Below are 21389 nucleotides of genomic sequence, written 5' to 3'. Positions count from 1 at the left end.
GAATTCTTTTTTTGAGCTCCGCACAATAACCTTAACAGCGCTCTATGCAGCGCATTAACCTGACTGATAAGGTGGTAGGCATTCATGACTGTGCAGGCAAATTCTCTCATTCAAAAATATAATGTCCCCGGTCCCCGCTACACCAGTTATCCAACCGTACCTTATTGGGAAGAGTCAGGATTTTCACTAGAGCTTTGGAAGCAGACACTAAAACGTTCTTTTCAGGAGTCGAATGCGACTGAAGGCATTAGCCTGTATATCCATCTGCCATTTTGTGAAAGTTTATGTACCTTTTGTGGCTGTCATAAACGGGTGACCAAACGTCATGAAGTCGAGCAACCTTATATACAAGCTGTGCTGAAAGAATGGGAGCTGTATTGTGAGTTATTAGAAGAAAAACCCATCATCAAAGAAATTCATCTTGGTGGTGGGACACCGACGTTCTTTTCCATTGAACATTTAACCCAGCTGATTCAAGGTATTTTGTCCAAAGCCAAGATTGCAGCAGAGCATGAATTCAGCTTCGAAGGTCATCCAAACAATACCACGCGTGAGCATTTGCAAGGCTTGTATGACCTGGGTTTTCGTCGGGTCAGTTATGGCGTGCAGGATTATAATGAAACCGTACAAAAAGCCATTCACCGGATTCAGCCTTATGAAAATGTTAAACAGGTGGCTGAATGGGCACGTGAAATTGGTTATGAATCGATTTCGCATGATCTGGTTTTTGGTCTGCCGTTTCAAAGCCTGGAGGATGTCTTAAATACCATCGATCAGACCAATTCCCTATTACCAGACCGTCTGGCCTTATATAGCTATGCACATGTACCTTGGATTAAAGGGAATGGCCAGCGCGGTTTTAAAGATGCTGATGTACCCAAAGATGAGATCAAGCGTCAATGTTATGAAGAGGGTAAGAAAAAGCTCCTGGCGCATGGTTACCATGAAATTGGTATGGATCATTTTGCGCTAGAAAAAGACAGCATGTACCAGTCCTTTCAGTCTGGGACTTTGCACCGCAATTTTATGGGTTATACCGCGTCTAAAACTCAGGTGATGATCGGACTCGGAATTTCTTCGATTAGTGATAGCTGGTATAGCTTTGCGCAGAATGTGAAAACCATTGAAGAATATTATGAACTGCTAGAGCAGAATCAGATTCCAGTGGTGAAAGGCCATATCCTGACTCAGGAAGATCTGATTATTCGTAAACATATCCTGAATCTGATGTGTAGCTTTACTACTTCTTGGGCAAAACCTGACATGAAGTTTGCTGAAATTGATGAAGTTCTAAAGCAGTTGGTGGAAATGCAGCAGGATCAGTTGATCAAAATTGAAGACTCTTCAGTCACGATTTTGGAGAAAGGGAAACCATTTGTACGCAATATTTGCATGGCTTTTGATTTACGTTTAAAGCGTCGTATGCCAGAGAACCGGATTTTCTCGATGACGATTTAAGAATCCCTCTTAGGATCTTATAAATCCCTCCAAACCTCCCTTTAAAAAAGGGAGGCTTCCCTATACTTATATAAAAGGAAATTTCCCCTCTTTGAAAAAGAGGGGGCAGGGGGAGATTCTTTTAAAAATCTTCCTTCTGATACATATGCGCCATACGCTCATGCTTGGTTTTGAGGTATTGCTCATTGAATGGATTCAGACCCACAGTGAGTGGTACACGGTCCACTACATTAATGCCTTGCTCTTTCAGTGCATCAATTTTTAAAGGGTTATTGGTGATCAGGCGGACGGCTTTTACACCTAGGTGATCCAGCATGATGCTGCACATATCATATTGACGTGCATCTGCCGGTAAATTCAGCATTAGGTTGGCATCGACCGTATCATGTCCCTGGTCTTGCAAGGCGTATGCACGGATTTTATTGGTCAAGCCAATTCCGCGTCCTTCCTGACGTAAATAAAGAATGACACCGCGACCCACTTCATTAATCAGTTTTTGTGTTGCCTGGAGTTGAGGGCCACAGTCGCATTTTAATGAAGCAAAGGCATCACCGGTTAAACATTCAGAATGTACACGGACCAGCATAGGTTCATCACTTGGTTCTTCTAAGCCTTTAGAAAGAGCGACATGTTCTTCGCCAGTTTTAGGGTCTTGAAAAACAGTAATTTTAAATTCACCATGAGCGGTCGGTAATCTTGAAGTTGCGACAAATTCGATAGGCACAGCTGAACCCGTAAAATCCTAATAAAGTAGCTAAAGTATAGCGTAATGCTTAAACATTAGTAGAATTGCTCAGCTGAATTTATGAAGAACATTTTCTTTTTTGTAGAAAGCGAACGATAATAGTTGATAAATAGTAAGATTATTCAGGATAATCGTAGCCTGCAAATTTTTCACCCCGACGAGATCGCTGTTTAATATTGCATCGCTAGAAGCGTAGCTGAATTGAAGCTGCTACAATTCAACTATATGATCGGTTATTCCCCATTGACCTAGCTTAAGATTTTGCCAGGCTTTAGAAGGCTTTGCCATATATGCTGTATACAGAAATACCAACTCAACGCCCTGTAACACCGTTGCTTGATGCGATCGATCATCCTGAGCAACTGCGTGCACTCGAGCAAAGCCAGCTCACTCAAGTGGCAGATGAGTTACGTCAATTCATTTTGTATGCTGCGGGTCAGAGTGGTGGACACTTTGGGGCCAATCTGGGTGTGATTGAGCTCACAGTCGCTTTACATTACTGCTTTAATACGCCACATGATCGCCTGATCTGGGATGTGGGTCATCAGGCTTATCCGCATAAGGCGTTGACTGGACGTCGTGAACAGCTCACTACAATCCGTGCCAAAGATGGTCTGGCCGCATTTCCAGCGCGTGAAGAATCTGAATTTGATACTTTTGGGGTAGGACATTCATCTACCGCCATTTCTGCTGGCCTTGGCATGGCTTTGGCCCGCCGTTATCAGAACAATCCGTGTGAAGTCGTATCAATCATTGGTGATGGGGCCATGACAGCAGGCATGGCTTTTGAAGCGATGAATGATGCTGTGGCACATCAGGCTGACCTGATGGTGATTCTGAACGACAATGATATGTCGATCTCTTGCAGTACTGGTGGTTTTGCCAAGCATCTTGCTGCAATCTGGGAACGTGGCGAATTCGTCAACGTGACTGAAGATGGTGAGGCTTATGTACAGCCACATCCGGAATGGCTATATAACTCTCGTTTACATCAGGCTGCAACTGATGCCGCAGATAACCTGTTTAAAGCCATTGGTTTTGATTATTTTGGTCCTTATGATGGCCATGATGTCAAACAACTGGTACACGTCTTTAAAGCCTTGAAAAAACGTAAAGGTCCGCGCCTAATTCATATCTATACCAAAAAAGGTAAGGGCTTTGCACCAGCAGAATGTGACCAGATTAAATACCATGCGATTAGTAAACTCAATGCAGTTGCAGTAGCTAATCCAGCACCGAAATATTCGGATGTATTTGGACAATGGTTATGTGATGAAGCAGCACAGGATAAACGCCTATTGGCGATTACTCCGGCGATGTGTGAAGGTTCAGGTATGGTGCAGTTTGCCAAAGAATACCCTGAACGTTTCTTTGATGTGGCCATTGCAGAACAACATGCAGTGACGCTGGCAGCAGGTATGGCTTGTGAAGGTTTAAAACCGGTCGTCGCAATCTATTCAACTTTCCTGCAACGGGGTTATGATCAGTTGGTGCATGACGTGGCACTGCAAAATCTGGATGTGACGTTTGGGATCGATCGTGCCGGTCTGGTTGGTGAAGATGGTCCAACGCATGCCGGCGCCTATGATTATGCCTATATGCGTACCATTCCGAATCTGGTGATCATGGCACCAAAAGATGAGAATGAATGCCGTCAGATGTTGCATACGGCTTATCTGTATCATGGTCCGGCAGCAGTGCGTTATCCGCGTGGGAATGGACTGGGTGTGGAAATCCAGAAAACCATGACCGAGATGCAGATCGGTCAGGCAGAATTGTTGCTCAGTCTGAACGAACAGTATGACGAATATGTTTCTATTCTGGCATTCGGTAGTCGGGTTCAAGCCGCAGTGGAAGCTGCTCAGGTATTTGCCAGCAAACATGATGTGGGCGTACGCGTAGTGAATATGCGTTTTATCAAACCATTGGATACCAAAATATTAAACCAGCTGGCCAATTCAACCAGTCTGTTTGTCACTGTTGAAGAACATGCAGTCATGGGCGGCGCAGGAAGTGCTGTGAATGAGTATCTGGCTGAAGCTCAAATCGTTAAACCAATCCTGAACCTAGGTCTAGCGGATAGCTTTATGGCACAAGCAACACATAGCCAGATGTTGCAGCAGGCAGGACTTGATAGCCAAGGCATTGAAAAATCAATCAATGAGGCCTGGTTAAAGCTAGGTCAAAGCGTTCTGTTATAAACGCTTAAAAAGTTTCGACACATTTTTTCCCAAAAAGCCCGGATATTTGCTAAAATATGCGGGCTTTTATGCATTATTCTTTATCAGTATCTTCAAATTTGTAGTGGGTGTTCAATGGAACCTATGGTGGTGATGGCTGCGCGTGCGGCTCAATTAGTTGGTCAAGAGCTTTTAAAAGCGCATCAAAATCGTCATAAACTCGATCTGCAAGTCGAAGAAAAAGGCATTGATGGTCCGGTAACGCGTGTAGATCGTTATCTGGAACAGTTGACCATCGATACTCTACGTAAAAGCTATAAAAATCACAGTTTCCTTGGTGAAGAATTTGGTCTGCAAGAAGGTAAAGGTCACGACGCTGATTGGTGTTGGGTGATCGATCCGCTTGATGGCACACTAAACTTTATCAACGGTTTTCCGCATTTCTGTATCTCTATCGCAGTTCAGCACAAAGGTGTAACTCAACACGGTGTTATTTATGACCCGGTGAAAGATGAGCTATTCTCTGCGAGCCGTGGTCGTGGTGCGATGCTGAACCAGCGCCGTATCCGTGTAAATGTTAAAGACAGTCTGAACAATACTTTCCTGGCAGTTGGTCATGCTTACCGTACTAAACGTAATGGTGAAGTAGTCTCTTATGCCAAGAATCATTTTGATGCATTGCTCAATGTGACTGAAGCAGGTGCACAATTCCGTCGTGGTGGTTCAGCTGCCTTGGATCTGGCTTATGTCGCTGCTGGTCGTCTTGATGGTTACTTCGAGCTTGGCTTGAAACCTTGGGATATTGCAGCAGGCGAGTTAATCGTGAAAGAAGCGGGCGGTACTGTGGTTGATGCGCGTGGTGGTAGCGATTCTATGGAAAATGGTCAAGTTTTGGCTTGTTCAATGAAAATGCTGAAACCTCTTATGCAAGCAGTTGTTCCTGCTTGGGGTGACGCAGCGAAATAATCGGGTTTAACGCCGTAAATCGAATATTAAAAAGGTATCTCTCGGGATGCCTTTTTTATTTTTTAAAAATAATTACGAGATAAATATCCTAATATTTAGATGATTTACAGCTTTGGTAAAAAGAAAATTGACCGGCTGGAGAATTAATTACATTTCTTTTCTTGTTTAAGTCTTAGAAATTGATGAAGAAATTAGCAGTTAAACAAAATAATCTGAAAAGCGGATGACTTTATGAATAATCCTGCTATAATCTGCGCACGCACTTAATTTCTGTTCGTCACCTGAACATTTCTCTTCTTATCATTGTGTATGCGCGTGCGGTCCAAAGAGAGGACGATATCTCGCGCCCCAATCGCTAAAGCGATTCCTTCAGGTTATGCCGTAATCATGCGTGCGTTATATCACATCGTCGTTACTCGGATCGCCGCTGAATCATCTCTTTTCAGCGTTTAATTGCTGTACCGCTTTTTGTCGATGTCCATTTGACTTTATTTTTAATGGAGCACCCAATTTCCGGGTGGAATACTCTATGAGCAAAACTTTTGCTGAATTTTCTTTGCATGAATCGTTACAACAAGCCCTTCAAGGCTTAGGTTTTACTACTCCGACTCCTGTACAAGAACAATCTATCCCTGCTGCACTAGAAGGTAAAGACCTTTTAGTATCTAGCCAGACAGGTTCGGGTAAAACCGCTGCGTTCCTTCTCCCAACTTTGAACGCACTTGCTAACCAAGATACTTTCGTACCATTTAAAGAACGTATGAAAGCGGTGACTCAACCGACTATTCTGGTGATTTCACCAACTCGTGAATTGGCACAACAAGTATGCCAAGACGCGATCGCATTTGTACGTCACATGAAAGGTGTTCGTATTGCTGCAATTATGGGTGGTATGCCATTTGGTAAACAAATCCAGCAGTTAAAAGGTGCACAGGTTGTTGTAGCAACTCCAGGCCGTTTACTTGACCTTGTTAACCGTCGTCAAATCAAACTTGACAAAGTTGACTCGCTGATCGTCGACGAAGCTGACCGTATGCTGGATCTTGGTTTCTCTGAAGACCTGGAAGCAATCGGTGACTTGGCTGCAAACCGTAAACAAACACTGATGTTCTCTGCAACTTTCGCTCCACGTATCATTACCCTTGCTGAACGCATGATGAATGAACCAGAGCGTATTGCAATTGAAACTGGTCACTCTACCAATACTGACATTACCCAGACTTTACACTGGACTGATGGCTTTGAGCACAAGAAAAAACTTCTTACTCACTGGTTAAACGAAGAAGATGTTGATCAGGCAGTGGTCTTTGCTTCTACTCAAGAAGATACAGATATGCTGGCTGAAGAACTTGCTGAAGCAGGTTTATCCGTTGTTGCTCTACATGGTGCGATGCCACAAACCGTTCGTAACCGTCGTCTGCGCAGCATCCGTGAAGGTCGTGCAAAAATCCTGGTTGCAACTGACGTTGCAGCACGTGGTCTTGACGTACCGACAATCTCTCACGTGATCAACTTTGGTCTTCCTATGAAGAACGAAGACTATGTACACCGTATCGGTCGTACAGGTCGTGCGGGCCGTACTGGTAAAGCAATTACTTTAGCGACTTATCGTGAACGCGGTAAAATCCGTGCACTAGAAGACTTCCTTGAAGCTCGTCTAAACGTATCTGAAATTGAAGGTCTTGAGCCATCTCCACCTCCTGCACGCGGTAGCCGTGATGGCGCTGGTCGTGGTCGTGGCGGTCGTCGTGATGGCGGTCGTGGCTTCGGTGGTGGTCGTCGTTTCGAAGGCGAGAGCAATTTCAAACGTCGTGAAGGTGGTGATGACCGTCCACGTCGTAGCTTCGATGACAAACCTCGTGGCGAACGTCCTGCGTTCGGTGGCGAAGATCGTCCACGTCGTGACTTCAACAGCGATCGTCCACGTCGTGAAGGCGGTTTCGGTGATCGTCCACGTCGTGACTTCAATGAAGACCGTCCACGTCGCGAGTTTAACAATGATCGCCCACGTCGTGACTTCGGTGACCGTCCTCGTTTCGAAGGTAATGATGACAACCGCGGTAACCGTGTAGATTACAAACCACGTCGTGAAGGTTCTTTCGGTGACCGTCCAAAACGTGATTTTGGTGATCGTCCTGCTCCACGCCGTGAAGGTGGTTTCGGTGACCGTCCAAAACGTGACTTCGGTGATCGTCCAGCGCGTCGCAACTTTGATGACAAGCCACGTGGCGAGCGTTCATTCGGTGAAGATCGTCCACGTCGTAAATTCAATGACTAATTGAATAACGTCTGAAATAAAAAAACCAGCCTGAGTGCTGGTTTTTTTATGCATTGATTTTTTGTTTTTTCAGCATAGAATGCCCACTTCATCAACTTTTTCTGGATTTATGATGATCCGTAATCTGAAAGCGTCCTTGTATAGTCTTTCATATTATTGAGGGGGTATATGTCCTACATTGCGGTAACTTTGCTTTTGTGCAATCTGATTTATTATGTATATCGTTTTTTAAATGGATCATAGTCTGTTAAAATCGCGTCGAAACAAAATTTTTGATTACTAGAAATATATGGCCAGGCATGGAGCATTATGTTTTCCATGAACTTGACCCTTCATTTTCAAATGCTAACATGTTGAACTTCGTTCTTTTGTCATATGCATGCTGAAAAAATGCAGGAATAAACTCAGCTATGAAAAATCAAACAGCGCAGGATCCTCAGTCTTTGATTGAAGTCAAGAATTTGAGTTTCAAGCGGGGTGAGCGTGTAATTTATGACGATGTCAGTTTAAAAATTCGTCGTGGGCAGATTACCGCCATTATGGGACCTTCCGGAACTGGTAAAACCACTTTATTAAGATTGATCGGTGGGCAACTGACGCCTGAACAGGGTCAGGTTTTACTGGACGGTAAAGATATTGCCAAGATGTCCCGTTCCGAGCTTTTTTCTGCACGTGCACGTATGGGCATGCTGTTCCAAAGTGGTGCTCTGTTTACCGACATGAGCGTCTATGAAAATGTTGCCTTTCCGATTCGTGCGCATACCAAATTGCCTGAACATTTGATTGCTGAAATCGTGGCTTTGAAACTCGAATCAGTAGGACTGCGTGGGGCAGAGCAAATGATGCCTTCAGAGTTGTCTGGCGGGATGAATCGCCGGGTGGCTTTGGGTCGCGCGATTGCACTGGACCCAGAACTGATTATGTACGATGAGCCTTTTGCCGGGCAGGATCCGATTGTGATGGGAGTTTTGACCCGACTGATTCGCTCTCTACGTGAAGCATTGGATTTAACGACCATTATTGTTTCACATGATGTGGCAGAGACTTTATCGATTGCCGATTACATTTATGTAGTCGCAGAAGGCAAAATTCAGGGTGAGGGCACAGCAGAAGAATTGAAAAATCATCCTTCAGCCTTTGTGCAGCAGTTCCTGACTGGTTCGGTTGAAGGCCCGGTAGATTATCAGTTTAGTCATCAGGCTTATTTAAGTGATGAGGTACGTTCATGAATGCCATTGCTGCCTTAGGTAGACGCGTTATTGAACGTGTTCAGGGGATTGGTGTTGCAACACTGATGCTGTTGCAGATTCTCTTTTCCATGCCGACCTGGCTGGGAGTAAAGCTGTTTGTTTATCAGATGTATCGGGTTGGGGTGCTGTCACTCTTGATTATTGCGGTATCTGGCCTGTTTATTGGTTCGGTACTCGGTTTGCAGATGTATACCATCCTGTCGACATTCGGTAGTGAAGCGATGCTTGGTACTGCAGTGGCTTTAACCCTGTTACGTGAATTGGCACCTGTGGTTGCTGCCTTACTATTTGCTGGTCGTGCCGGTTCTGCCTTAACTGCCGAAATTGGTCTGATGAAAGCAACCGAGCAATTATCCAGTATGGAAATGATTGGGGTCGATCCCTTAAAACGGGTAATTTCACCACGCCTTTGGGCCGGTATTTTTAGCTTGCCCATGCTCTCTGTGATCTTTGCTGCGGTCGGGATTATGGGCGGAAAAATGGTAGGTGTTGATTTTCTGGGTGCTGATGAAGGTGCATATTGGAGTGGCATGGAAAGTACCGTGCGATTCTATAAAGATGTCCTGAATGGCACCATTATCAAGAGTTTTGTTTTTGCATTAATTTGTACCTGGATCGCGGTTTATCAGGGTTATGCCTGTGAACCAACATCAGAAGGTATCGCAACTTCTACAACACGTACGGTCGTCTATTCTTCGCTGTGCGTATTAGGTTTTGATTTCGTGTTGACTGCGGTCATGTTCGGAGGTATTTAATGAAATCACGTACTAGTGAGCTGGCCGTTGGTGTTTTTGTCATTCTTTTTGGTATCGCCCTGTTCTTTTTGGCGATGCGTGTTAGCGGTCTGGTAGGCACCAATATTTCTGATAGCTATCAGATGACAGCGACTTTTGAAAATGTAAATGGCATCAAACCACGCGCTAAAGTTGCTTTAAGTGGGGTGAAAGTCGGTCAGGTCGATAAAATTACACTGGATCCGGTGACCCGTTTAGCCACTGTCCATATGACACTGGATGGCTCTCTGACTTCTTTTAATGCCGAGCAGCTCAAGCAGGTTCAGCAGGAAGCATTGGAAGAGTTACGTTATAGTTCAGATTATACCGCAGCCGATCCTGCGCAACAAAAAATAATGGAAAAACAACTATTAGATAACATGAAATCCATCACCAATATCGATGAAGATGCTTACATTATGGTAGCAACAAATGGTTTATTGGGTGAAAAGTATCTGAAAATTATTCCAGGTGGCGGTCTGACTTACTTGAAACGTGGTGAGCAGATTGCGAACACTCAAGGCACCATGGAAATTGAAGATTTAGTGACGAAATTTATTACCGGTGGTGCCGGAAAATCGTCAGATAGTCAGGAAAGTGCCTCAGAAGAAGCTGCATTTTCAGAAACAACAGATGCAGAACCTGCATTTGTTGAATAACAGATTGAGGAGATTTGAGTGAAGACTTTAGTAAAACAAACGCTTGCTGCAAGCATTCTTTCAACAATGGTTGCTGGTACAGTGTTTGCTGCACCGTCTGAAGCCCCACCTGCTTTTATTAAAAGAGTTGCAGACAATTTGATTGATCGTCTTAAAACCGATCATGCTAAATTGCAGAATAATCCTGCGCTTGTGAAAACGATTGTTCGTCAGAATCTTGACCCGTATATCGATTCACAATCGTTTACCCGGATTGTGATGGGGACTTATGCGACCAATCAGTATAGTACTGCGGCGCAGCGTGCACAGTTTGAAAAGAACTTCCGTGAAACCCTGATTGAAAATTATGGTACGGCTTTCTCTAAGTTCAGTAACCAGACTTACAGCGTTCGTCCTTACAAGGCGACTAACAGCAAAAATCCTGTGGTGACTATCGACTTTAATAACAAAGGTGAGAAAATCCCGGTTGCTTTCCAGCTGGTTGATAAAGGTTCACAATGGAAAATCCGTAACATCAATGTTTCTGGTATTGACCTGGGTCTGCAGTTCCGTAACCAGTTTGCGGCTACAGTAAAACGTAATGGTGGTAATCTGGATAAAGCCATTGCCAACTTTAAGCCAGATGCTGAAGCGGCGATTGACAAGAAAAAATAAGATAGGTGAGCTGTGATTCAATTCAATAATCAGGAACTACAGGTTTCAGGCAAGATTGACGCTGACAATGCGCAGAACTATTACCTAGATGGTTTGCGTGTCATTCAGTCACAGGACAAGTTTCCTGTGGTAGTTAATTTGGCTGGACTTGAGCAGGGTAGTACTTTGGCTTTGGCAGTTCTGGTGCGCTGGTTGCGCCAAACTCCGCAAGCACGAGGGCTACAGTTTAAAGCGGTTCCTGAGAAAATGATGAAGATTATTCAGGCCTGTCATTTGCAGGATGATTTACAGATCATTCAGTAAATAAAAAGCACCGAAAGGTGCTTTTTTATTGTCGGTATATTTTAAAAAAGTTCCTCCCTTTCTCGAAGGGGGGTAGGAGGGATTAGTTAATTAATCTCTCCCTAACCCTCTCCTGAAAGGAGAGGGAACTTGTATTTTAAAAAAGTGGAGAAATGGGTCTAAACTCGAACTTTAAGCAAATATAGGAAGTCTTTTCTCTCTAAGCGGGATTTAAAGCACTGCCCTAAATCTAAGCACAAGAGACTTAGAGAGAGGATTAATTCTGACCTCACCCTTGAGTATCACTGCTACTCATCACCTAAAAGGAGAGGGAGCTTCCTCCCTAAGGAGAAATTAGGAGGGATTCTAAATCCACTTCTTCCATCTAAAGTAAATCAATGGCCCAATCAGGAAGCCCATAATAATAATGTTCACCATCACAAAGCTCATCGAACCTTGAGCGAAGGGCAAGACATCAGTGTTCATCCCGTAAATACTGGCAATCAGCATGGGTGGCGCAAGCATACTCGGTAAAATCGAGAAGCGACGGATCGTATCATTCTGTTCAGTGTTAATGAATCCGGACGTGGTATCCAGCAAGAATCGGACTTTTTGGAACAGGAAGGCATCATGCTCGACCAGTGAGCGGACGTCTTCACTGAGTTCTCGAATATCTGCATCATAAATATGACTGCCTAAGGCTCGTGGACGTGACAGGAAGGTAAGTACCCGTCGTAAATCGATCAGACAGAGCTGAGCTTTCCCGAGCATATCTTCCAGTTGGGCCAGACGGGTAATCATGTCATCCAGATCCAGGATCTGTTCACGATGCCGGTTATTCAGCACTTCGGTTGAGTATTTTTCCAGATCCTTATGTACGTCTTCCAGAATATCGGCCAACTCATCCAGTTTGGCCTCGAGCAAACCCAGCAAAATCCAGGTTGGATCTTTATAGTCAATATCATAATCATTGCGACGCGCACGGGCACGAAAGGCCCGGAAAGCTACCAGCTTTTCACCGCGTAGGGTAAAGAGCCGGTCTTTATGCAAAATGAAAGCGACTGTCTGAACCGTTGCGAGGATGCTGGCATCATCCTCATGTTCACTTTCGACTTGATAATTTTTATTTTTCGTTAAGAAATAGGTGCTGATGTGCAAAATACCGTCATCATCACGGTAAAATCGGGCACTCGAAGAAATATCTTCCAGAGATTTTAAGGTGGGCAGGTTTTGCTCATAGGCATCCAGAATCCATTGCTGTTCTTCCTGTGAAGGCGCAATTAAATCTATCCAAACCAGTTCCGGATGCAGGTCGAAATCACCATTGATGGTGGCATCTTCTAGGCTACCGCGCTCTGTGGCGTAAAAGGCTTCAAGCATGCTGTCTTTTCTCCCTTGCGCAGTAAGTTAATCTAAATGCGTGTATTTTAGACAAGGAATTGAATAAAAACACTGATTGTGCAGTTATTTTTGAAAAAAAAACTCTCAGGCGCTGCCTGCGTACTATATACCGGCAATGCAATGGTGAAAATGATGAATTCTATCGCAATTTTCTGTGGCTCAGCGCTAGGTTCTGAACCTGGTTATAAACAAATTGCTGAAAAGGTAGGCCAAACTCTGGCAAAAAGACAGCAAACACTGATTTATGGTGGTGGTCGTTCCGGATTAATGGGCATTGTAGCGGATAGTGCCTTGGCTGCAGGGGGCGAGGTTATTGGTGTTATTCCAAGACCCTTGGTGAATCGTGAACTGGCACATCCACATATTACCAAGCTGTATGTGGTCGATAATATGCATGAGCGTAAGACCAAAATGTCAGAACTCTCCGATGGTTTTATTGCCATTCCGGGTGGGGCGGGAACGCTCGAGGAAATTTTTGAGCAATGGACTTGGGCTCAGCTCGGGATTCATAAAAAACCTTGTGCTTTTCTCAATGTCGATGGCTTTTATGATGATTTGCTGAAATTTATTCAGATGACCACGGACAAGGGTTTTACCAAGCCACGTTTTACTGAATCCCTGATCGTGAGTGATGACTTCGAAGAAATTTTACAGAAATTTCAAGACTACCAGCCGCCTGAAGCAAAATGGGGTATGGTCGATCAGGAAGATCTCGTAAAATAAGTGTTTTCCACTTGATCGTTCCGAATTCATGAAAATTATTACCGTCGCAGCTGCCATTATTTTGAATTCAGATCAGCAGCTGCTGGTGGTTCGTAAGAAAAATACTGACTGTTTTATGCAAGTGGGTGGCAAGCTGGAACCGGATGAAGCACCTGAACGCACCCTGCTACGTGAAATTAAGGAAGAAATTGGTTGTCAGGCTGAGATTCAGCAATTTATCGGGTGTTTTGAAACTCAAACTGCCAATGAACCGGATCATCAACTGGTTAGTTATGTTTATCTGGTGCAGTTAGATGGCGAACCACATATTGAAGCTGAGATTGCCGAGATGAAATGGGTGGATCTGGATCAGAAAGATGTGAAACTTGCACCTTTAACTACAGAAATTGTCATACCTTGGGTTAAAAAGAACTTACTGGCCCAAGCCTGATTTAAAGTTTGGCTCCCGCCAGACAGGCGGCATAAATCTGCTGACAGCCCAGTTTTTCCAGTTGCTGGCTCAAAGCTCGAATTGAGCTGCCAGTCGTAACCACATCATCAATAATTAAAACCTTACGATAACGGACTTTTGAAGAGATAGTGACCCTGAACTGGGCTTCAATATCTTCGATACGTTCCAGACGGCTTAAGCCTTTTTGTGAATGTTGCTTGAGTCGTTCAATTGGTTGCCAGACGGGAACTTGCAAGTGTTTAGCTACATGCTTGGCCAGCAACAAAGATTGATTATAGCCACGTTCAACCAGTCGTTCGGTTGAAATCGGCATAGGAACCACTGCACTGACTTTAGGAAATTTTAAGGTTAGTAATGCACCTGCCAATAATGGTTCCAGATGCAGCTTCTGCTCATATTTAAATAATTGAATCAGGCGATCCATCGGGTAGGCATAGTCACAAGCCACCTGAAACTGCATTTCCTGACGCTGAATAGTCTGATGTGCCCAAGGTAACTGTTGCCAGCAATCCTGACAGACAGAATGCAGGTTTTGATAATCTGTCTGGCACAGCTGACAAGGTTGTAAACGGTTCAGCCAGTGTTTTCCCTGTTGGAGCAGCTTAAACATAGGCATAGCGTGGAGCCTCAGGTAGCCAGCGTTTTAATAATGCATCCGCCTGTTTCGGATAATCTTTTAACATCTGCTGGGCGACATAATGCGCCTGATTCAGCAAGTGATCATCACGTTCCAGCTTGGCTACACGGAAACCCATATCACCAGTCTGTTTGGTTCCTAACAATTCACCCGGACCACGTAATTCCAGGTCTTTCTCGGCAATGATAAAACCATCATTGGTTTCGCGCATGATGCGCAGACGTTCCTGACCATTTTGTGACAATGGATTTTTATAAAGCAAGGCACAGAAGCTGGCTTTGGCACCACGACCAACCCGGCCACGCAGCTGATGTAGTTGTGACAGGCCAAGCCGTTCGGCATTTTCAATCACCATAATCGAAGCATTCGGGACATCAACACCGACTTCGATCACAGTTGTAGCAATGAGTAGCTGCAGTTTATTGTCTTTGAATTCCTGCATGACTGCCTGTTTTTCATCGGCTTTCATTTTGCCATGTACCAGACCGATATTCAGTTCAGGGAAGCGTTCCTTGATCTCGGCAAAGGTTGCTTCTGCGGCTTGAGCATCCAGAGTTTCCGACTGTTCCACCAAAGTACAGACCCAATAAGCCTGTTTACCTTCAGCACAATTCGTGGCAATCCGTTGCAGAACCTCTTCGCGACGATCCAGCGGAATGGTCACAGTCTGGATCGGAGTACGACCCGGTGGCAATTCATCAATAATTGACGTATCCAGATCGCCATACGCCGACATAGCAAGCGTGCGTGGAATCGGGGTTGCGGTCATCACCAATTGATGCGGCGACATGCCATCCAAGCCTTTATTTCTCAAGGCTAAGCGTTGATCGACCCCAAAACGATGCTGCTCATCAATAATTACTAAGCCCAGTTTGGCAAACTCGACATTTTCCTGAAACAGGGCATGTGTGCCCACCACCAGATGCGCGCTACCATCACGGATCACTTGCTCTGCTGTAGTACGCGCTTTACCTTTCTGCTTCCCAGAAAGCCAGGCAACATTTAAACCGAGTGGTTCGAACCAGCGCTTGAAGTTGAGGTAATGCTGTTCGGCCAGAATTTCAGTTGGCGCCATCAGCGCAACTTGCCAGCCTTCTTCTAGGGCATGACAGGCTGCTACGCCGGCCACTAAGGTTTTACCTGCACCCACATCACCTTGCACCAGACGTAGCATCGGTTTATCCTGTTTCAGGTCTATGGCAATTTCTTTGGATACACGTTTTTGCGCACCGGTCATTTCGAAAGGTAAACCGGCCAAAAGCTGTTTGGCATAGGTTTTACTCGGGGAAAATGAAGGGGCTTCAATCTGCTGAATAAAGGCACGCCGAGTCAGTAAACTGATTTGATGTGCCACCAGTTCCTCAAAAATCAGACGCTGCTGTGCCGGATGTGAGCCTTGAGTGAGCTGCAACATATTGGCGTCCAGCGGTGGATGATGAATATATTCCAGTGCCTGCTTCAGGCCATAACCATTGCTAAATTTTTGTGGCAACAGTTCAGGCAGATCATCGCTATGCAGTTCTAGTGCCTGTTTAATATATTCCCGCAGCTTGGGCTGAGTCAGTCCTTCGGTTGCCGGATAGATCGAGGTGAGTTGGGTATGAGGCAGAGGCGTATGTTCAGTAATGACTTGCAGCTCTGGATGATACATTTCCAGACCACGGGCACCGACTCGCACTTCACCAAAGACTCTTAAACGGTTACCGAGCTTGCAGCGATCGGTAATGCCTTTATAAATATGATAAAAGCGCAAAGTGACTTTGCCAGAATCATCATCCAGTAACACTGCCATAGACTTGCGTTTACCGGGTGGGAAATCAACCCCTTTCACGATACCTTCCAGCAAATAGCTGCGTCCCACCGTTAATTGATTCATGGGAATGATCGTGCTACGGTCTTCATAGTCACGTGGTAGATGAAAAAGCAAATCATCAGTATTAAAGATATTTAGTTTTTCGAGTAAAGCAGCGGCGGCATTGCCAACGCCTTGTAACTGATGGACTGCAGCCATGTCCCCTCAACCAGGTCTGTGATTCGGTGTCGAATGCATATTTTATTTATTGGTTATGGTAAAACATCCGAGCGGGTAGCTAAACAATTATTTGAGCAAGGTCATCAAATTAGCACAATTAGCCAAAGTCCCAAAACAGATTCATTCGCAACTCATCTGATTCAGGATGTACACACTCTGGATTTAAGTGCAGCCGCTCCGATTGATTGGGTCTATGTGTTACTTAGCCCAAAACTGAGGGGGGTCGAAGCCTATCAGCACATTTATCTGGATTCGGTTCAGCCAATCATTACTGCCTTGAAATCCCATCCGGTAAAAAGAATGGTGGTGGTTTCATCAACCCGGGTTTATGGACAGAATGCAGGTGAAAGCGTGGATGATGAAACTGAAATTCATCCGAATGATGCTCAAGGTGAAATTCTGCATCACATGGAACAGGCGTATCTCGCGGCTTATCCTGATCAATGTACCATTATCCGCCCAAGTGGGATTTATGGGACTTCTGTGGCACGTATGCAGAAAATGGCAACCTCAATGATCAGTTATCCAAATCTGCACTGGTCGAATCGTATTCATATTGAAGACTTATCACGTTTTCTAGCTCATATGATTCACGTGGAACATCCTGATTCTTCATATATTTTGACTAATAATCAGCCACAACTTTTGCATGAAGTCTTGCAATGGTTTCAGCAGCAGATGGGTTTATTTATATTGAAAGTGGAAAGTGACAGGGTGACGGGTAAAAAGCTGTATGCCACAAGAATGGAAAAGATAGGCTTTGAGTTAGAGCATCAGGATTGTTTTCAGGATTATTTAGAGTTGATGAATAAGACTGATTTATAAATTTGGAAGTTCCTCCTCCCTCTGGGAGGAGGTTAGGAGGAGGGTTTTATATAAAAGGACCTCTCCCTTACGCGGCAGTGCTTCTTGTATCTTGATTGATATAGTGATTAGCTACCACTATACGCAAATTGTAGAGTTTGGAGTGCTGCTAAAATCTTAAATTTGAACCTGAGATAAAACCTACAATTTGCCCTTATCCCTCATACAACTCTGAACGGTAACTAAGCACTTTGATGCTGTATTCACAAGGTAAGATGATGGTTAATGGGATAAAAATCATAGCTTAAACTCAAGGAATATCACCATGATTATGCTAGGTATTGATGTCAGTAAAACCAAAATAGATTGTTGCATTTTCCCTCAAGGTTTGACTGGAAAAAGAAAAAATAAAATATTTACTAATACAGAAAGTGGCTTTGGCAGTCTGCTCAAATGGCTCATCACTCTTAAAATTGAACCTGATCAAGTGACAGCAATCATGGAAGCGACTTCGGTTTATCACGAGAATTTGGGATATTATCTATATGATGCAGGTGTAAAGGTTTGTGTGGCTAATCCTTCACGAGTAAGAGCCTTTGCCAAAGGCATGTCCATGCTAAATAAAACGGATAAAGCTGATAGTGAAGCTCTTTCACGTTATGGTTACACCGCAAAGTTAATCATATGGCAGCCTGAACCTGAAAATGTCAGATTATTAAAAGCTTTACTAGGCAGACGAGATGTCTATCTAGGTAGTCTATTGCAGGAAAAGAATCGACTTGAAAAGGCGCAGTCCACTCATACCTCCGTTGTTGTGATTAAATTACTTGAAGAGAATATTGAGTATTTAAATCAGCAACTTGAACATATTGATAAGTTAATAAATAATCACATAGATCAAGATCCAACATTGAAACAGGATTTGAAATTACTGCAAACTATTCCTTCAATCGGTGAACGATCAGGCTTATTACTGTTGGGGTTATTTCATTCGCACAAGTTTGAAAAAGCAAGTCAAGCTGCTGCATATGTAGGTTTGGTTCCAGTACATCAGTTGTCTGGCAGTTCAGTCAACAAGCAAAGTCACTTATCAAAAGCAGGTGACAGTAAAATACGCTCAGTATTGTATATGTCGGCATTAACAGCGATTAAATATAATCCACACATTGAAGCTTTATATCAACGATTATTAAGCCAGGGTAAAAATAAAATGTGTGCTTTAGGTGCTGCAATGCGCAAGCTTATACATCTGTGTTATGGCGTTTTAAAACATCAGACTGCCTATCAAAGAGATTATTTAGTGGTCGAATAATCTCAAAACCTGATTGACTACCAAGACGGTATCTCATCTCCTAAAAGGAGAGGGAATATTTATCATTTTTATTAATTCTCAAGCAAAAAAAGAGAGGCCAAAACCTCTCTTTTTCTTTAAGTAAACTTTACTTTTTCTTGCGTTTCGCACGTTTCTTGGCTTGTTCAGCCGCAACCGCATCTAGTGCTTCTTTCAACTCTTCATCGGTAAAGGAGGTGATGTGATGCAGCATTTGCAGCTTCACTTCATCCAGTACCAGATCTGCATACTGCGCAACATTGGTCAGCTGCTCATCATAGACAATGGCATTGTCTTCGTTGGTACAAATATAGCCTTTTTGCGTCAGAACCTTAATAAAGCTTTGGAATAAGGCTTTGTCAAAGAATTCTGGTGAGTTGAATTCATACAGTACAGAAAGACGTTGCCCCACCAGATGACTCAGTTCTTCCACCTGACGGGTTGAAATATTGCCTGGGCCACGCTGGGTGATCAAAGCCAGTGTCATATAGTAACGTTCCAGACTTTGGGTTACTGGAGCAGCCAGAACTTCAAGCTGGTGATGCGCTTCAGTATTCGGTGCTGGCGCTACCAGATTTTCACCATCTGCACTGATCAGATTGGTTGCAAGTAAAGCATCGATATAAGCATCAACATGTTGCTGAATTTCGTCTTCTTTCCATTTCAGGAATAGCTCAGCTTTCAGGAATGGATAGAGTGTACTGCTAGCGTTGATCGCATCTTCACGGCGAATCATGCCATTGTGTTCTACCAGTGCCGCAATCAGGGACGGCAATACAAAGCTATGCACGATGTTATTACGGAAATAAGTCAGCAATACGGCCTGATTATCTTCAATGGCAATGATATCGCCCAGAACGTGTTTCACCCGTTTAATCAGCTTGAGCTTCATTGCATAGGCAATAATCTCTTTACCTGAAAGTGAGGTAATTTGCATACGCTCATCATAAGGTAAAGCCACCAGCAGATTACGGTAGGTATCCAGCTGCTTGATACAGATTTCTTCGTCCAGCGTATGTTTCGGTGTTGCCAATAAAATAAGTGACAGCAGTGAAACCGGATTCACCACGACTGCACGGTTGATATTTTCCAGAATGGCTTGGGCAGAACTGTTGACTGCGTCGGATACTGGCTGCGGAATCGGATCATCATTCTTTTCAATTTTGATATGTTCTGCACCATGCTGTTTCAGGATGTCATCCAGAAATACCGGTTCACCGAAGTTCAGATGGACCTTGCCAAAAATACGTTCAATTTTGCGCAAGGTTTTCAGGATGCCAAAAATAGATTCTGCTTCTTTCGGCTTGCCATTCATCTCACCGACATAAGTACCACCTTCCATCAGGCGTTCATAGCCGATATAAGTCGGAACAAAGACAATTGGCTTAGCTTTGCCACGTAAATGACCATGTACGGTCATCGCCAGCATGCCGGTTTTTGGTGGCAGCAGACGACCAGTACGTGAACGACCACCTTCGATAAAGTATTCCAGTGGAGTATTACGCGACAGCACGCTATACAGATATTCTTTAAATACGGTGGTATAGAGTGCATTACCGCGGAAGGTACGACGGATAAAGAAAGCACCACCACCCCGTAAGATCTGACCCACAAATGGCATGTTCAGGTTATCGCCTGCCGCAATATAAGGCACCATCAGACCACGACGATAAATCACATAAGACAATAATAAATAGTCGATATGACTGCGGTGACATGGCGTATAGACAATTTCATAATCTTTGGCCAGTTCACGCACGGTACTGAAATTATGTACTTCCACGCCGTCATAGAGCTGGGTCCATAAACGGGTCAGGGCTTTATCGGCGAAACGTACGGTAGAGTGAGAGTAGTCCGATACAATTTCATTCAGATAGCCAATCGCACGACGTTCTGCTTCCAGCATACTGATTTTGCTGCGGATGCTTTCATTACGAATAGCCGCCTGTACATCCGGAGATTTAATCAGGCCATGCATCACATTACGGCGATCTGACAGGTCAGGGCCGAGGATCACTTCACGCTGTGCATCCAAATAGTCATTCAGACGGCTGACAATATAGGTCGCTGGCGCTGAATTTGGATAAGTTTCTTTGGCAAATTCCATGAGGGCGCGCAAAGATTGTGGCTCATGAAACTCCAGATAAGACTGGCGACCATGCAGACCGATATTGACCAGCTGTTTGACCCGGCTTGGCGTAGACCAGGTATCGGTAAATAAAAGCTTGAACCAAGAATCTTCTTTTTCAGGATCACGACCCCAAAGTACAGTCACCGGTACCAGTTCCACATCCAGTTCGGGATTTTTTTCTAGGACTTCAATCAGGCGTAACAGGCGTGGAGGAAAAGCATGTGGTGGTGAGCTAAGCAGATTATTCTCATCATGATGCTGCAGGAACAGAACCGAAGCCTTTTCCTTGCTGTCACCAATCTGTAGAGGGTCGAGCGCAGGCGGCATGTTTAAACGGCGAGTTTCCGCATCGACTACCAATGCATTACTGCGTGAATGATTCTGCAAGATATAGCAGACGATTTTCTGCTGTGCTGCCGGAGTCTGGTCAGCAGTAGGAGTTGTCACTTCACTTGGTACTTCCCCAAGAACATGCGGGGTGACCACAAGATCAAGTAGCTTACTTGAAAGCTTGCGATACATTTGACCAAAGCCACTCTTGGACATAGTTACTCCTAATTTTACTGACCAAAACTACAGAATTTCTGAGGGAATTTATTTTGATTGATTATAAAAACAAACAATATGTCATTTTC

At 44.2% G+C, this 21389-nt stretch carries 18 protein-coding genes; 13 read left to right on the top strand and 5 right to left on the bottom strand.

Annotated elements, in window-relative coordinates:
* Window positions 1–84: 84 nt before the first annotated feature.
* On the top strand, window positions 85–1458 hold the full coding sequence (gene hemN / locus O4M77_RS12535) for an oxygen-independent coproporphyrinogen III oxidase (RefSeq protein WP_323713514.1): 1374 nt from the start codon (window positions 85–87) through the stop codon (window positions 1456–1458).
* A 121-nt stretch (window positions 1459–1579) separates the two neighbouring features.
* On the opposite strand, the gene ribA is transcribed toward hemN, so the two are convergent.
* Complete coding sequence (gene ribA / locus O4M77_RS12530; RefSeq protein WP_180016552.1) at window positions 1580–2182, bottom strand: GTP cyclohydrolase II; 603 nt, start codon at window positions 2180–2182, stop codon at window positions 1580–1582.
* A gap of 311 nt (window positions 2183–2493) precedes the next feature.
* On the opposite strand from ribA, the gene dxs reads away from it, so the two are divergent.
* The 8 genes from dxs to O4M77_RS12490 all read left to right on the top strand — a co-directional run bounded on the left by dxs (window position 2494) and on the right by O4M77_RS12490 (window position 11266).
* Window positions 2494–4404 (top strand): 1-deoxy-D-xylulose-5-phosphate synthase, encoded by a 1911-nt coding sequence (gene dxs / locus O4M77_RS12525; protein WP_166135901.1) that lies wholly within the window; start codon window positions 2494–2496, stop codon window positions 4402–4404.
* 114 nt (window positions 4405–4518) lie between these two features.
* Window positions 4519–5349 (top strand): inositol monophosphatase family protein, encoded by an 831-nt coding sequence (locus O4M77_RS12520; protein WP_005233698.1) that lies wholly within the window; start codon window positions 4519–4521, stop codon window positions 5347–5349.
* 529 nt (window positions 5350–5878) lie between these two features.
* Window positions 5879–7627, top strand: coding sequence for a DEAD/DEAH box helicase (locus O4M77_RS12515; protein WP_323713513.1), 1749 nt, complete (start codon window positions 5879–5881; stop codon window positions 7625–7627).
* A 410-nt stretch (window positions 7628–8037) separates the two neighbouring features.
* Complete coding sequence (locus O4M77_RS12510; protein ID WP_323713512.1) at window positions 8038–8856, top strand: ABC transporter ATP-binding protein; 819 nt, start codon at window positions 8038–8040, stop codon at window positions 8854–8856.
* The gene (gene mlaE / locus O4M77_RS12505) at window positions 8853–9632 is read left to right on the top strand and encodes a lipid asymmetry maintenance ABC transporter permease subunit MlaE (protein ID WP_004786970.1); all 780 of its coding nucleotides are present in this window, start codon (window positions 8853–8855) and stop codon (window positions 9630–9632) included. Before O4M77_RS12510 ends, mlaE begins: the two co-directional genes overlap by 4 nt.
* Window positions 9632–10309, top strand: coding sequence for an outer membrane lipid asymmetry maintenance protein MlaD (locus O4M77_RS12500; RefSeq protein ID WP_166135911.1), 678 nt, complete (start codon window positions 9632–9634; stop codon window positions 10307–10309). The genes mlaE and O4M77_RS12500 overlap by 1 nt, the downstream gene beginning before the upstream one ends.
* Before the next feature lie 18 nt (window positions 10310–10327).
* Window positions 10328–10963 carry an MlaC/ttg2D family ABC transporter substrate-binding protein gene (locus O4M77_RS12495; protein WP_004786965.1) on the top strand — a complete coding sequence of 212 codons (636 nt, stop codon included), beginning with the start codon at window positions 10328–10330 and terminating at the stop codon, window positions 10961–10963.
* Between the two features lie 12 nt (window positions 10964–10975).
* Window positions 10976–11266, top strand: a complete 291-nt coding sequence (locus O4M77_RS12490; RefSeq protein WP_166135914.1) for an STAS domain-containing protein — start codon at window positions 10976–10978, stop codon at window positions 11264–11266.
* Between the two features lie 345 nt (window positions 11267–11611).
* On the opposite strand, the gene O4M77_RS12485 is transcribed toward O4M77_RS12490, so the two are convergent.
* Window positions 11612–12625, bottom strand: coding sequence for a CorA family divalent cation transporter (locus O4M77_RS12485; protein WP_159122636.1), 1014 nt, complete (start codon window positions 12623–12625; stop codon window positions 11612–11614).
* Window positions 12626–12778: 153 nt separating this feature from the next.
* Here O4M77_RS12485 and O4M77_RS12480 point away from each other — a divergent pair, with 153 nt between their 5' ends.
* Both O4M77_RS12480 and O4M77_RS12475 read left to right on the top strand, forming a co-directional pair.
* Window positions 12779–13369, top strand: a complete 591-nt coding sequence (locus O4M77_RS12480; RefSeq protein ID WP_034701503.1) for a TIGR00730 family Rossman fold protein — start codon at window positions 12779–12781, stop codon at window positions 13367–13369.
* Between the two features lie 28 nt (window positions 13370–13397).
* Window positions 13398–13799 (top strand): NUDIX hydrolase, encoded by a 402-nt coding sequence (locus O4M77_RS12475; protein ID WP_166135917.1) that lies wholly within the window; start codon window positions 13398–13400, stop codon window positions 13797–13799.
* A 1-nt stretch (window position 13800) separates the two neighbouring features.
* Here the strand turns inward: O4M77_RS12475 and O4M77_RS12470 are convergent, their stop codons facing one another.
* Both O4M77_RS12470 and recG read right to left on the bottom strand, forming a co-directional pair.
* Complete coding sequence (locus tag O4M77_RS12470) at window positions 13801–14436, bottom strand: ComF family protein (protein WP_166135920.1); 636 nt, start codon at window positions 14434–14436, stop codon at window positions 13801–13803.
* Window positions 14423–16468: an ATP-dependent DNA helicase RecG gene (gene recG / locus O4M77_RS12465; RefSeq protein WP_166135923.1), complete on the bottom strand. Its 2046-nt coding sequence runs from the start codon at window positions 16466–16468 to the stop codon at window positions 14423–14425. The genes O4M77_RS12470 and recG overlap by 14 nt, the downstream gene beginning before the upstream one ends.
* 33 nt (window positions 16469–16501) lie before the next feature.
* Between recG and O4M77_RS12460 the strand changes: the two genes are divergently transcribed.
* Together O4M77_RS12460 and O4M77_RS12455 are read left to right on the top strand one after the other, a co-directional pair.
* Complete coding sequence (locus tag O4M77_RS12460) at window positions 16502–17314, top strand: NAD-dependent epimerase/dehydratase family protein (RefSeq protein WP_166135926.1); 813 nt, start codon at window positions 16502–16504, stop codon at window positions 17312–17314.
* Between the two features lie 304 nt (window positions 17315–17618).
* Window positions 17619–18605, top strand: a complete 987-nt coding sequence (locus O4M77_RS12455; protein ID WP_096911503.1) for an IS110 family transposase — start codon at window positions 17619–17621, stop codon at window positions 18603–18605.
* Window positions 18606–18732: 127 nt separating this feature from the next.
* Here O4M77_RS12455 and plsB read toward each other — a convergent pair whose 3' ends face one another.
* Window positions 18733–21300, bottom strand: a complete 2568-nt coding sequence (plsB, locus tag O4M77_RS12450) for a glycerol-3-phosphate 1-O-acyltransferase PlsB (protein WP_166135528.1) — start codon at window positions 21298–21300, stop codon at window positions 18733–18735.
* Window positions 21301–21389 lie beyond the last annotated feature (89 nt).

The sequence above is a fragment of the Acinetobacter sp. YWS30-1 genome (genome assembly GCF_033558715.1).
GTDB lineage: Bacteria > Pseudomonadota > Gammaproteobacteria > Pseudomonadales > Moraxellaceae > Acinetobacter.
The sequence above is the reverse complement of the archived record's forward strand: the minus strand, read 5'-3'. Positions and strand labels throughout refer to the sequence as shown.